Consider the following 12467-nt stretch of genomic DNA (forward strand, 5'->3'; position numbering starts at 1 on the left):
GTCATCCGCCGTAGCTCTGGACCAGGGAGCCGGCGACGAGGGTCCAGCCGTCGACCAGCACGAAGAAGATCAGCTTGAACGGCAGCGCGACCGTCGCCGGCGGGACCATCATCATGCCGACGGCCATCAGCACCGAGGCGACCACGAGGTCGATGATCAGGAACGGGATGAACAGCAGGAAGCCGATCTCGAAGGCGCGACGCAGCTCCGAGATCATGAAGGCCGGTGTGACGATCTCCAGGCCGACATCCTCGGGGCCCTTCGGCGTGGGCACCTTGGCGAGGTCAAGGAACAGCTTCAGGTCCTTCTCGCGGACGTTGCGCAGCATGAAGGTCTTGAACGGCGCCGAGGCGCGCTCGAACGCCTGCGCCTGCGTGATCCGGCCGGCGATCAGCGGCTCGATGCCGGCGCTGTAGGCGGCGCGGCCGGTCGGGGCCATCACGAAGGCGGTCAGGAACAGCGCGAGGCTGACGAGCACCGCGGTCGGCGGCGCCGTCTGGGTGCCCAGCGCCGACCGCAGGATCGACAGCACCACGACGATGCGGGTGAAGGCCGTGGCCATCACCAGCACCGAGGGAGCCACCGCCAGGACGGTGATCAGCGCCACGAGCTGAAGGGCGCGCTCGGTGGTGCCGCCGGCACCGAGATCGAGGGTGACGCTCTGCGCGAGGGCCGGACCGGCGGCGAGCAGTCCTCCGACCAGCGCGCCCAACGCGGCGAGCGCGATCCGCCGCGGGGACGGCTTCGGGACCTTGCGCGTCCGGCGCATCGGGCGTGTCGGCACGGGGAGGTCTCGGGTCACGGACGATCGCAACTGGGTGTGGCCGGGCGCACGCCGGCGCGGCGGGCCTCGAGGTTCTGCCAGACGAGCAGGGCCGGCAGGCCGAGCACCACGTCGGGCACGCGGCGCGCGAGCGACAGGGCCAAGGCGGTCCCCGCATCGATGCCGAACAGGCCGCAGACCAGCACGAGCCCGCCTTCCTGGACGCCGAGCCCGCTCGGGACGAGGAAGGCGGCGGCCTTGATCGCCTGGCTCAGCGCCTCGATCACCAGGATGTCGGTCCAGCCGACATGGTCCACGCCGATGCAGGCGAGCACCACCGCGACCTCGACCGTGCCGAGCAGCCAGGCCAGGGCGTGGAGGGCGAAGGACTGGGCGAGATGACCCCGGCGGCCCGGAGCCCAGACCGTGTCCAGGGCGCCCTGGATCCGGCGGTTCGGCTCGGGGCGGACCTCGGCCTCGCGCACGAAGCGCCGGCCGAGGGCGGCGAGGCGGTCCTCGAGCACCCGCACGATGCCGGTCCGCTGCAGGGCGAAGAACGCCGCCACCGCCAGCCCGGCCACGACGAGCGTCCGCAGCGTCCAGCTGGCGAGCGCGGCCGCCTCGGCGCCCTCGACCCGGCTCAGGAGGCCGGCGCCGAGACCGGCGAACAGGGCGAGCGTTCCGACTTGGAACAGCATGTCGGCCAGGACGGAGGCGGCCGCCAGCGTGCCGGCGACACCCCAGAAGGTCAGCAGGCGGGCGCCCAGGACGTCCCCGCCCACCGAGGCCACGGGCAGCAGCACGTTGATGCCTTCGCGGACGAAGCGCAGGATCAGGCAGGCCGAAGCCGTCGCGGGCGCCACCCCGTCGAGGATGCGCGCCCAGGCGAGGCCGCAGAGCAGGATCACCGCGATCCGCACCAGGGTGACGCCGACGAAGCCCGCCACGCCGATCCGCCCGAAGGCCGCGGCGACCGCGCCGAGATCGTTGGTCGCCACGAGCCAGACGGCGAGGCCGAGGCCGATCAGGGTGCCGAACAGCGGCAGGCGACGCAGCACGGCGTGGGCCGCCCGCCGCTTCCGGGAAACAGGGTCGCCGGTCACGGTGTGCGGGCCTCGCGTCGAGAGGCGGGCAAGAGCGCGCTCCAGGTTGTGCCGGTCAGCGGACCGGCGGCGATTCGTCGGGTGGTATCGCCGCTAGAGCGGTATTGGGGCCGAATTCGGGGACCGCACGACGCGGCAGGACGGGATTGAGCACCGCGGCGAGCGCGTCGGCGGAGTCGGCGGCCGGGTCGAGCAGGACGACCCGGCCCGCGGCCAGGCTCGCGCCCGTCGCGACCGCCACGGCGCGCTTCGGGCAGGGACCCAGGCAGCCCGTTTCCACGATGCAGAGCTTCTGCCGGCGCCCGGTCCCCCCGTCGCGGGCGGCCCGCTTCCCGGCCTTCTTCAGCAGCGCGCGGAGGTCCCGCCCGCGCAGGCCCTGCCGCTTGGCGCATTTGGAGCAGACGACCACGATCTCGGACAGTTTGGTCTTGGCCGTGCGGCCGGCCGGGCGGCCATCCGGGGCCGCGGCACGCGGTTCTGTCATCATTCAGAGACTGTAGGACGCGATACCCGTCCCGGGCTACAGCGCCCGTCGCCGCGGTGCAGCAGCCGAGGGGCGGTCGGGCCGGGCGCCATAAAAAGGGCCTAAAAGAACGGGATCCCGGTCACCGCGCACGGGCCGCCCCTCGGCCGGCGCCGCGGCAGCGGAACCGGCGCAGACCCAGGAACAAAGAGCGGATGAGCTTCGACGACGTCAAGGACGACACGCGCGAAGGCGAGATCGTGACGTTCGCCGCTCCGAGCATGACGGAGCTGCGGCGCGGCGCGGAGACGATCCGGCCTGTGCCGGAGAAGCGCACCGCGCGGGCCCTCGTGGCCACGGTGCGGCAGCGCCTCGACTGGAGCCGTCTGCCGGGCCTGCGTCCCCGCGAGGAAGACACCTCGACCTACGGCGCGCGGATCATCCGCCGCGTCGGCCTCTTCGTGCTCCTGCCGACCCTCGTGGTCGGGCTCTACCTGTTCGCGTTCGCGTCCAACCAGTACGTCGCGGAAGCCCAGTTCGCGGTCCGCGGCAACGTCGAGCCGATGGAGAACATCTCGCTCGGCCAGTACACGAACCTGATTCAGAAGCACAACAGCCAGGACAGCTTCATCGTCCGCGACTTCATCAACAGCCAGACGCTGGTCGAGGCGCTCGAAAAGAGCATCGGCATCTCGAAGATGTTCTCCCGGTCCGAGGCGGATTTCTGGGCCCGGTTCGACCCCAGTGACCCGATCGAGGACCTGACTAAATACTGGCGCAAGCACGTCGAGGCGCATATCGACTCGATCTCGGGCGTGATCCGCCTGTCCGTGCGCGCCTTCACGCCCGAGGACGCTCTGACCATCGCGCAGGCGGTGGTGTCGCGCTCCGAGGCGCTGATCAACGACATCTCGAAGCGCGCGCAGGCCGACATGGTCTCCCAGGCCGAGGCCGACGCGAAAATCGCGCAGGACCGGCTGCGCAAGGCGCACGTGGCGCTGCAGGCGTTCCGCAATCAGTGGGGCGTGATCGATCCGATCAAGACCGCCGAGGGAACGCTGACCACGCTGACCCTCCTGCGGAAGGACAAGCTGAAGGCCGAGAACGACCTGCAGGTCCTGCGCAGCTCCAATCTCGACGAGCGCTCGCGCTCGATCCAGACGCTGGTGGCCAACATCGCGGCCATCGACCAGCAGATGAAGGCGCTTCAGGACGAGCTGACGAGCGCCAACGCCGCCGCCGGCGGCCAGAACATGACCGAGGCGCTGCTCCAGTACGAGGGTCTGCTGGTCGAGCGGACCATCGCCGAGAAGCTCGAGGAATCGGCCCACAGCCTGCTCGACCGGGCCCGCATCTCGGCCAGCAAGCAGCACATCTTCCTGGCCACGTTCGTGCCGCCGGTCCTGCCGACCGACAGCCTCTATCCCGAGCGGGGCCACTCCCTCCTGGTGTCGTTCTTCTGCTTCCTGGTGATCTGGAGCTCGTCCGCGCTGCTGATCGCCGGCATCCGCGACCAGAGGATGTAGCGGCGGCCGCGGTCCCGGGATCTGGATCCCGGACCGCGCGATCTGTAGAGGGAGGCGGCCCGGCGAAGCGGGCGCCCCTGGATGAGCGAAGTCTAACGGTCCATGTCGGATTTCTCCGATCTCGTCGCGAAGGCGATCCAGCCGACGATGACCCGTGAGGAGCGCGAGGCGGTCTACACGGTCGTGCGGCAGGCCGTGCTCCGGCTGCAGGAGCGGGAAGCATTCCCGCCCGACGATCCGCGGGTCGCCCTCCAGCGCCACCTCGTCGAGGAGACGATCCGCGACGTCGAGGGCGACGTCGCCCGCTACGAATCCCTGCGCAAGCTCGACGCGGCCTTCGCGGCCCAGGCCGAGGCCCACAAGGCGGCCCAGAGCGGGCGGCGCTAGAGCGTCGCCCCCGCTCCGCCCGTGTCGCAGCACGGGTCGCCCGCCGCTTCGAGATCCCGGGCTCCGCTGCGCGGCCCCGGGACGGCGGGGTGAAGCCGCTCCGAGGCCGCTACGGGGTATGCACGTCAGCCGCAGGCGACGCTCGCCCGGACGCTGCCGGGCTCGGCCACGTCGAGGCCCGCCGTGACGTACTCGTTGAGCTTGTTGCGCAGGGTCCGGATCGAGATGCCGAGGATCTTGGCCGCGTGGGTCCGGTTGCCGAGGCAATGGTCCAGCGTGTCGAGGATCAGGTCGCACTCGACCTGGGCCACCGTCCGGCCCACCAGACCGCGGGTGGCGGCCTCGGCGACCTGCGCGGCACGCGCGGCCGGCCCCTCGGCCGCGAAGGTCTCGCCTTCGGGCGAGAGGATCGCCTCCGGGCCGATCGCGTCGCCCGAGGCGAGCAGTACCGCCCGGTGCAGGGTGTTCTCCAGCTCGCGCACGTTGCCGCGCCACGGGTTGCGCAGCACGATCGCTCGGGCCTCCGCGGAGAGCGGGCGGACCGGCATCCCGTTCACGGCGGCGTATTTCCGGGCGAAGTGGGTGGCGAGTTCGAGAATGTCGGCCGGCCGCTCGCGCAGCGGCGGCAACCGCAGGCCGACGACGTTGAGCCGGTAGAGCAGGTCCTCGCGGAACGTGCCCTTGCGGACCTCCTCGGCGAGGTTGCGGTTCGAGGTGGCGAGCACGCGGATGTCGACCCGCACCGGGGCGGTGCCGCCGACCCGGTCGATCACCCGCTCCTGCAGGGCCCGCAGCAGCTTGGCCTGCAGGCGCACGTCCATCTCGGAGATCTCGTCGAGGAGCAGCGTGCCGCCGTTGGCCTCCTCGAACCGGCCGATGCGCCGGGCGACAGCGCCGGTGAACGCGCCCTTCTCGTGGCCGAACAGCTCGGATTCGAGCAGGGCCTCGGGGATCGCCGCGCAGTTCACCGACACGAAGGGCTTGCCCGCCCGGTTGGATTTCTGGTGGACATGCCGGGCCAGCACCTCCTTGCCGGTGCCGCTCTCGCCGGTGATCAGCACCGAGGCCTCGGAGCGGGCGACCTGCTCGGCGAGCTTGACCACCCGTTCCATGGACGGGTCGCGCCAGACGAAGGCGGCGCGGTCGGTGGCGACCGCCTCCAGCACCGCCGCGATCATCTCGGGATCGGGCGGGAGCGGGATGTACTCCTTGGCGCCCGCCCGGATCGCCGCCACGGCGGCCGAGGCGTCAGACGAGACGCCGCAGGCGACCACCGGCGTGCGGATCCGCTCCCCCTCCAGAGCGGTGACGAGGTCGCGGATCGGCAGACCCACGTCGATCATGATGAGATCGGCGCCCCGCGCGCGCAGGACGGTGAGACCCTGCGGAACGGCGTCGGCCTGCGTGACGGCGGCGCCGCGCTGCATAGCGATCTTCGAGGCGGTGATCAGCTCGCCGTTGAGCCGCCCGATCATCAGGAGCCGCATGGTTCGTTCCTCTCAAAACCCGGGCGCGGACAGCCCCCCGGCGTCCGCACCGAACAATCACTCACCCTTGACGATCTCGGTCATCGTCACGCCGAGCCGGTCCTCGACGAGGACGACCTCGCCGCGGGCGACGAGCCGGTTGTTGACGAACACGTCGATCGCCTCGCCGACCTTCCGGTCGAGTTCGAGCACCGCGCCGGGCGCGAGCCGGAGAAGGTCGCCGATCGGCATCCGGGCGGAACCCAGCACCGCCGAGACCATCACGGGCACGTCGAAGAGCTGCTCCAGGTCGGCCGCCGACTTCGGCGTGGTGGGCGCGTCGCGGATCGAGCCCGCCGCGTAGTCGGTGTCGTGCTCGCCGAGCTGCGGCAGGCTGAAATCGTCGGACATCAGGATCTCCTCACGGGCTCGTCGTCAGGCCGAGGGCGTCGAGCACCGCCGCCTCGATGCGGGCGCGCTCCCGCACGATGCCGCCGTCCGCCCACTCGATGCGGGCGTCGCCCGCCGCCATGTCGGGGTCGCCCAGCACCACGAGGCGGCCCTCGTAGCCGCGCTCGCGGGCGAGGCGCTTCACCAGGGTCTCGGCGTCCTCGACGAGGCTGTCGTGCACCCGCACCACCAGGTGCGGCACGCCGCGCAGGTGCTGGAGCGCCGTCCGGGCCGCCTCGCCGATCCCGGCGAGCGGGGCGGCGTCGAGGGCGTCGCCGGCCACCTTGCGGGCGATCAGCATGGCCACCTCGACCGCCTGCGCCTCGCGCTCGACGTCGCGCGCGTCGGCCTGGGCGATCAGGCCCGCGGCGGCCAGCGCCAGGCGGGTCATGGCATCGGCGAGCCGGCCCTGGACCTGCGCCTCGGCCTGGACCCGGCCCTCCTGCACGCCGCGGGCATACGCCTCCGCCTCAGCCTGGGCAGCGGCCTCTGCGGCGCGCAGGGTCTCGGCGCTCGGGCGCGCGCTGCGGAAATCGGTCTCGAACAGGAACGGCTTGGCGCTCCGGGCGGACTGGGCGCTCAATAGACCAGCTCCTCCTCGGCGCTATTCTTGGCGATCATGATCTCGCCCTTCTCGGCGAGATCCTTGGCGATCTCGGTCATCTTGGCCTGCGCCTCGTCCACCTCCTTGAGGCGGACCGGGCCGAGCGAGGCCATCTCGTCCGTGAGGTTCTTGGCCGCGCGGGTCGACATCTGCTGCATGAAGAAGCCCCGGGTCCGCTCGTTGCCGCCCTTGAGGGCGCGGCACAGGGTTTCGTTGTCGACCGAGCGCATCAGGGTCTGGACGCTGCCCGGATCGAGCTTCAGCAGATCCTCGAAGGTGAACATCAGCTCGCGGATGCGCTTGGCCGAGCCGCGGTTGGCCTGGTCCAGGGCGGCCAGGAAGCGGCCTTCCGTCTGCCGGTCGAAGGCGTTGAACACGTCCGCCATCATCTCGTGGGCGTCGCGGCGCTGGGTCTGGGCGATGGTCGACACGAACTCGACCCGCAGGGTCTCCTCGATGTGGCGCAGGGCCTCCTTCTGCACGGTCTCCATGCGCAGCATCCGGTTGAGGCAGTCGATGGCGAAATCCTCGGGCAGGATGGTGAGCACCTTGGCGGCGTAATCGGCGCGCACCCGCGAGAGCACCACCGCCACGGTCTGCGGGTACTCGTTGCGCAGGAACGAGGCGAGGATCTCCGGATCGACCTGGGCGATCGAGGCCCAGACGCGCTTGCCGGACGCGCCCTTGATCTCCGCCATGATCAGCGAGACCTGATCGCTCGGGAAGATCTTGAGGAGCAGCGCCTCGGTCCGCTCGAAGTTCGACGAGATGCCGCCGCTGTTGCCGAGCTTCGTCACGAACTCGATGATCAGCCTCTCGACGGTCGCCGCCTCCAGCGTGCCGAGCTGGACCATCGCGGCGCTGACCTTCTTGATCTCCTCCTCTTCGAGCATCTGCCAGATCGGGGCGCCTTCCTCCTCGCCGAGCATCAGCAGGAGCGCGGCGGCGCGCTGCGGACCGGGCATCGACGCGAACGAATCGCCGCCCGCCGTCACCAGCGTGTTCGCCAGACCCTGTCCCGCACCTGCCGCCATCGTGTTGCCCTCGATGCCCTACGCTTCACTCTTCCTGGATCCAGGTGCGCAGCACCTCGACGGTCTCGGACGGGCTCGCCCGGACCATGTCGACCACGCGCTGGACCGTCTCGGCCTGGACTTGGCCGTTGATCTTGGCGAATTCCATCAACCGCGCGGTCGGACTGTCGCGGTCGATGACCGTCACGGTGCCGCCCGGACCCGCGACCACGGAGGCGTCGCCGGGGAGAGCCATTCCGGACGCGGTCAGGACCGGGGCATCCGGAACCGGCGCGAGCACCTGGCGCACCAGGGGGCGAACCACCGTGAGGAGGACGATCAGGGTCAGCAGCGCCAGGACGGCGAGCTCGGCCATGCGCAGCACGTCGTCCTTGGTGGGGGCGAGCAGCGACTCGATCAGCGTGGGCTCGGTGAATTGCGGCACGCTTGGCGCCTCCGCGAAGCGCAGGTTCACCACCTCGATCTGGTCGCCGCGGGCCTTGTCGAAGCCGACCGCGCCGCGGACCAGGGCGGTGATCCGCTCGATCTCGGCGGGCGTGCGCGGGCTGTAGGTCTGCTTGCCGTCGGGCGCGGCAGCGTAGACCCCGTCGAGCACCACCGCGACCGACAGGCGCCTGATCCGGCCGCCCTCGGCGATCTCGGTCTTGGTGACCCGGGAGATCTCGTAGTTCGTGGTTTCCTCGTTCTTGTTGGTCGCGTCCTTGGGCGTCGGCGCCTTGTCGCCGCCATTGGCGCCGGGCAGCTCGTTGCCGACGCTGACCTGCCCCTCGGCATTGCCGGTGACCGCCGATTCGGTGCGAGTCTGGGCGGAGCGCACGACGCGGCTCTCGGGGTCGAACGTCTCGGAGCGGCTCTCGACCCGGTTCAGGTCGAGTTCCGCGTTGACCTGGACGCGGGCCCGGCCCGGGCCGACGATGCCGGCGACGACGTCCTCGATCTGGCCGCGCAGGCGCCGTTCGAGGGCGACCTGCCGGTCCTCGAACCCGCTGGCGGAGTCGGTCGCGGCGTCCCGGGCGCCGTCCGCCAGCAAACGGCCGCGCTCGTCGACGATCGAGATCCGTTCGGGCTTGAGGCCCTCCACCGCGGAGGCCGCGAGATGGCGGATCGCCCGGACCTGCCCGGCGTCGAGGTCGCCCATCAGTTTCAGGACGATCGCCGCGCTCGGGCTTTCCCGGTCCCGCTCGAACAGGCGGCGTTCAGGCAGGACGAGGTGGACGCGGGCCGCCTGGACCCGGCCGATCGCCCGGATCGAGCGCGCCAGCTCGCCCTCCAGGGCGCGCAGGTGGTTCACGTTCTGAACGAAGTTGGTGGACGAGAACGCGTCGCCCTTGTCGAAGATCTCGTAGCCGACGCCGCCCTGTGTCGGCAGCCCCTTGCCGGCGAGGTCCATGCGCAGCTTGGCGAGGTCCGGGCGGGGGGCCAGGACCGTCTGCCCGGCATCGCCCCGCGTCTCGTAGCGGATCCCGCGGCTGTCCAGCTCCCGGACCACGGAGGCCGAGTCCTGCATCGACAGGTCGGAGAACAGCACGCCCATATCGGGGCGCGAGACCCGGAGGATGATGAAGGCGAAGAAGCCGATGAGCGTCAGCGTCACCGCCGCCATGGCGGCGATTCGGGCCGGTCCGAACTTCGTGACGAGATCGAGAACCGGCTTCACGGGAGGATTCGCTGCACTCTAACGCTGGCGGACCCGGCGGTCCGCTCGGCAGAAATTGCCCATGTCGTGGTTAGCGGGTCGTTAATGCCGGGCGTCCGGCGGGCCCGGAGGCCGGTGCCGGAACGGCACGAAGCCGCGCCCGAGGTCCGGACGCGGCTTCGTTGGGTCTCGGATGCGACCGGGCCAGTCCCTCGGCGCCGTCTCGGGTCGCCGCTGTGGGCGTGGGGCCTTCGCATCGGTCCGGGGCCGCGAAGCGGGTCCCTCGACCGGAGGCGCCGATGCGCCGGGTTCGGCACCCTCGGTCTCGATGGAGCCCGGGAACGCCCGCGGCGTCCCGGGTCACTGGCGCCCGGCACGGGCGCCGCCTATCAGTGACGGTAGTGCTGGATCCGGGTCGTCCGCAGGCCGGCGAGGCCGTGCTGGTCGATGGAGAACTGCCAGCTCAGGAATTCCTCTGTGGTCAGCGTGTAGCGCTTGCACGCCTCCTCCAGGCTGAGGAGACCGCCGCGCACCGCGGCCACGACCTCGGCCTTGCGCCGGATCACCCAGCGACGGGTGCTCGGGGGCGGAAGGTCCGCGATCGTCAGGGGGCTGCCGTCGGGCCCGATCACGTACTTCACTCTCGGGCGGCTCGGTTCGGTCATGATACGCTCTACACTCGACTGACCTGTCGAGCATTGAAGGTACTTGTGCCCGCTTAAGAGATGTTGAAGCGAGTCACTCGGATGTGATTCGTTAAGTGCCACTTGTGGACAACCCGATGGTCTGCACGCTGGACAGCGGCACTCTCTGCGAGCCGATCACCAGCACCGGCGTCGTTCCGCTGAGATCGACCTCGTCGACGGCCCCCGTCAGGCTCGTATCGACTGCCACGCTCGAGCCGGTGGCATCCGTGGCCGCCACCTTGATCGAGTAGTTCCCGTCGGGCGCGGTGAGGCCGGCCGAGGTCTTGCCATTCCACGTGTAGGTCTGGCTGCCGCCGCTGAGCGCGGTGGTCTGCGTGGCCACGACGTTGCTTTTCGAATCCAGGATCGTGACCACCGCCTTCGAGGCGGCCCGGGCCGGGTTCAGCGTCCAGGATGCGGAGCCGCCGGACAGCTGCGAGGCGCTGCCGTCCGCCGTCACCGTCTTCCCGATGTAGCTCGTGGCCGAGGCCGAGCTCGCCGACTGCGACGCGCTCAGGATGCTGTCGAGGCGGTCGTTGGTCTTGAGCTGCTGCTCGACGCCGGCGAACTGCACCAGCTGCTGCGTGAACTGGTTCGTGTCCATCGGGTCGAGGGGGTTCTGGTTCTTGAGCTGCGTGGTCAGCAGCGTCAGGAACTGCGTGAAGTTGCTGGCGATCTCCGTCGCGTTGCCGCTGCTGCTCGTCGACGCGCCCTTCGTGTTCGTCGTGCTGGTCAGGCTGGATATGCCGCTCGTCATGCTGATCTCTCCCGTATCGCGTCCTGGCGCGGGGGCCGGATGCGCGCTGTGTCTGTGTCTGTGTCGGTCCGCGATGCGGGCGCCACGCCCGCCGCCTAGATTCTCATGTCGACGCCGCCGTAGCCGCGCAGGTAGCGGATCGGGGCGACCTCCTTCGGCGCTTCCGCTTGATCGCGGGACCAGCCCGTGCCGCCCCCGCGCGGGGAATCGCCGGGCTGACCACCGCTGCCGCCGTTCTGAGCGCTTCCGTCGCCCCGCAGCGACAGGTTGATGCCGCCGGCCGAGGGATCGAAGCCGGCCTGGGACAGCGCCTGCTGCAGCTGGCCGGAGTCGCGCTGGAGCAGAGCGAGGGTCTCGGGCCGGTCGACCACGAGGTGGGTCATGACGCGGCCGTGCGCCTTGTCGATCTCCAGCTTGACGTCGATGCGCCCGAGTTCCGCCGGATCGAGCCGGATCTGGAACTCGTTGGATCCGCGCAGGGACCGCAGGCCGATGGTCATCGGCACCTGGCCGATCGGGATGGGCGGATCGGTCCGGACTGACGCGGCGGTCTGGGCCGGCGCGGCAGTCTCCTGAGCGGCCCGTGCCGTAACCACGGCCGGGCCGGACGGGACGGGCAGTGTCGAACCACTCGGCGCCGCCGCGGGCGTCGTCTGGAGCGGGCCAGTGCCTTGTCCCGCGTCGGTCAGGGCGGTGAGGAAGTCCTGGGACGCCGTGTCGCCCGCCGCGCCGCCGGCGCCGGCCGTCAGGCCGTCGATCGGGACGCTGCTCGCCCCGACCTTGCCCGGCTCGTGACCGACGCCTGCCGACGCCGTGGCGGGGCCGGCTATGCCCGAGACGGCGCCGCCCGCGCGGCCGCTGCCCTGCGTGTCCGTTCCGGTAGGACCGGCGGCCGCGCCGGTTCCGGGGAGCGCCGCCGCACCGTCCTGCGTCTGCGCCGTGCCGGTGTCCGTACCCGCCTCGGCCTTGGCGGTCCCGGTCGCGGCGCCGCCCTCGGACAGCGCGGCGATCAGGGCCAGCAGGGCGGCGGACGGACTCGAACCCGCGGGCTGCGCGGCGGGCTCGGCCTTCTGCGGCAGCGCCGCCGCGTCGAACGCGGCGGCCTCGGAGCCCGCCGTGCCGGCTGTTTCGGAGGTCGGATCCTGCCCGGCCGCGACGGCCTCGGAACCCTGCTCCCCAGTGGTGTCCGCCCGGCCCGTCTCGGTGTCGCGCGCGCCCGAGGCGGAGGGCTGCCCCTCGACCTGCCGGGCACGCGCCGCCGGAGCCGGCGCATCCGCTGGCTTGGCGAGGCTGGCCTGCCTGTCCGCGGCCCGGGCCTCGGCCTGAAGCGCCGAATCCCGTGCGCGGTCGCCGGCCACCCGCGCGGCGTCGGCCTGATCGCGCAGGTCGGCCTGACGGGCGCGGGCCGAGTCGACCACATCGCGCTGATCGGCGGCGCGGGCCCGCGCCTCCGCCGCGTCGTCGCGGGCCTGGGCGGCGCTCAGGGCGGCGCCGAAGCGGTCCTGCGCGGAATTTCCGGTGCGGGCCGCCACACCCGCGGCCTCCCAGCCCGAACGCTGCGCTTGCGCGCTCCGCGCGGAGGGAATCCACGT

The 12467-nt window shown here is 71.4% G+C and carries 13 protein-coding genes; 2 read left to right on the forward strand and 11 right to left on the reverse strand.

Annotated features, from left to right (window positions below):
• Position 1: 1 nt before the first annotated feature.
• Genes fliP through LOK46_RS27140 form a run of 3 tightly spaced genes read right to left on the reverse strand, consistent with a single transcriptional unit; the run spans position 2 to position 2353 of the window.
• Entirely contained in the window at positions 2–769 is a 768-nt protein-coding gene (fliP, locus tag LOK46_RS27130; RefSeq protein ID WP_273564705.1) for a flagellar type III secretion system pore protein FliP, read from the reverse strand.
• 29 nt (positions 770–798) lie between these two features.
• Complete coding sequence (locus LOK46_RS27135; RefSeq protein ID WP_273561424.1) at positions 799–1866, reverse strand: lysylphosphatidylglycerol synthase domain-containing protein; 1068 nt, start codon at positions 1864–1866, stop codon at positions 799–801.
• Positions 1867–1921: 55 nt separating this feature from the next.
• Positions 1922–2353, reverse strand: a complete 432-nt coding sequence (locus tag LOK46_RS27140) for a hypothetical protein (RefSeq protein ID WP_273561425.1) — start codon at positions 2351–2353, stop codon at positions 1922–1924.
• 191 nt (positions 2354–2544) lie between these two features.
• On the opposite strand from LOK46_RS27140, the gene LOK46_RS27145 reads away from it, so the two are divergent.
• Both LOK46_RS27145 and LOK46_RS27150 read left to right on the forward strand, forming a co-directional pair.
• Complete coding sequence (locus LOK46_RS27145) at positions 2545–3855, forward strand: capsule biosynthesis protein (protein WP_273561426.1); 1311 nt, start codon at positions 2545–2547, stop codon at positions 3853–3855.
• Positions 3856–3957: 102 nt separating this feature from the next.
• Entirely contained in the window at positions 3958–4242 is a 285-nt protein-coding gene (locus LOK46_RS27150) for a hypothetical protein (RefSeq protein WP_273561427.1), read from the forward strand.
• Between the two features lie 125 nt (positions 4243–4367).
• On the opposite strand, the gene flbD is transcribed toward LOK46_RS27150, so the two are convergent.
• The 8 genes from flbD to LOK46_RS27190 form a co-directional block, all read right to left on the reverse strand.
• Entirely contained in the window at positions 4368–5729 is a 1362-nt protein-coding gene (gene flbD, locus LOK46_RS27155) for a sigma-54-dependent transcriptional regulator FlbD (RefSeq protein ID WP_273561428.1), read from the reverse strand.
• 57 nt (positions 5730–5786) lie between these two features.
• On the reverse strand, positions 5787–6119 hold the full coding sequence (fliN, locus tag LOK46_RS27160; protein ID WP_273561429.1) for a flagellar motor switch protein FliN: 333 nt from the start codon (positions 6117–6119) through the stop codon (positions 5787–5789).
• Between the two features lie 10 nt (positions 6120–6129).
• A complete protein-coding gene (locus LOK46_RS27165) occupies positions 6130–6741 on the reverse strand; it encodes a FliH/SctL family protein (RefSeq protein WP_273561430.1) in 612 nt (203 codons plus the stop codon).
• The gene (locus LOK46_RS27170; RefSeq protein ID WP_273561431.1) at positions 6738–7796 is read right to left on the reverse strand and encodes a flagellar motor switch protein FliG; all 1059 of its coding nucleotides are present in this window, start codon (positions 7794–7796) and stop codon (positions 6738–6740) included. Before LOK46_RS27170 ends, LOK46_RS27165 begins: the two co-directional genes overlap by 4 nt.
• Before the next feature lie 25 nt (positions 7797–7821).
• Entirely contained in the window at positions 7822–9453 is a 1632-nt protein-coding gene (fliF, locus tag LOK46_RS27175; protein ID WP_273561432.1) for a flagellar basal-body MS-ring/collar protein FliF, read from the reverse strand.
• A gap of 368 nt (positions 9454–9821) precedes the next feature.
• Positions 9822–10097: a CtrA inhibitor SciP gene (gene sciP, locus LOK46_RS27180; protein ID WP_007569077.1), complete on the reverse strand. Its 276-nt coding sequence runs from the start codon at positions 10095–10097 to the stop codon at positions 9822–9824.
• Positions 10098–10188: 91 nt separating this feature from the next.
• On the reverse strand, positions 10189–10875 hold the full coding sequence (locus tag LOK46_RS27185) for a flagellar hook assembly protein FlgD (RefSeq protein ID WP_273561433.1): 687 nt from the start codon (positions 10873–10875) through the stop codon (positions 10189–10191).
• Positions 10876–10970: 95 nt separating this feature from the next.
• Positions 10971–12407 carry a flagellar hook-length control protein FliK gene (locus LOK46_RS27190; RefSeq protein WP_273561434.1) on the reverse strand — a complete coding sequence of 479 codons (1437 nt, stop codon included), beginning with the start codon at positions 12405–12407 and terminating at the stop codon, positions 10971–10973.
• Between the last annotated feature and the right edge of the window lie 60 nt (positions 12408–12467).

Source organism: Methylobacterium sp. NMS14P, assembly GCF_028583545.1.
In the GTDB taxonomy this organism is placed as follows: Bacteria; Pseudomonadota; Alphaproteobacteria; order Rhizobiales; family Beijerinckiaceae; genus Methylobacterium.

Excerpts from the sequence above, each read along its gene's own strand:
- fliP (WP_273564705.1), bottom strand. The coding sequence starts at position 769 with ATGCGCCGGACGCGCAAGGTCCCGAAGCCGTCCCCGCGGCGGATCGCG.
- LOK46_RS27140 (WP_273561425.1), bottom strand. The coding sequence starts at position 2,353 with ATGATGACAGAACCGCGTGCCGCGGCCCCGGATGGCCGCCCGGCCGGC.
- LOK46_RS27145 (WP_273561426.1), top strand. The coding sequence starts at position 2,545 with ATGAGCTTCGACGACGTCAAGGACGACACGCGCGAAGGCGAGATCGTG.
- LOK46_RS27150 (WP_273561427.1), top strand. The coding sequence starts at position 3,958 with ATGTCGGATTTCTCCGATCTCGTCGCGAAGGCGATCCAGCCGACGATG.
- flbD (WP_273561428.1), bottom strand. The coding sequence starts at position 5,729 with ATGCGGCTCCTGATGATCGGGCGGCTCAACGGCGAGCTGATCACCGCC.
- fliN (WP_273561429.1), bottom strand. The coding sequence starts at position 6,119 with ATGTCCGACGATTTCAGCCTGCCGCAGCTCGGCGAGCACGACACCGAC.
- LOK46_RS27170 (WP_273561431.1), bottom strand. The coding sequence starts at position 7,796 with ATGGCGGCAGGTGCGGGACAGGGTCTGGCGAACACGCTGGTGACGGCG.
- sciP (WP_007569077.1), bottom strand. The coding sequence starts at position 10,097 with ATGACCGAACCGAGCCGCCCGAGAGTGAAGTACGTGATCGGGCCCGAC.
- LOK46_RS27185 (WP_273561433.1), bottom strand. The coding sequence starts at position 10,875 with ATGACGAGCGGCATATCCAGCCTGACCAGCACGACGAACACGAAGGGC.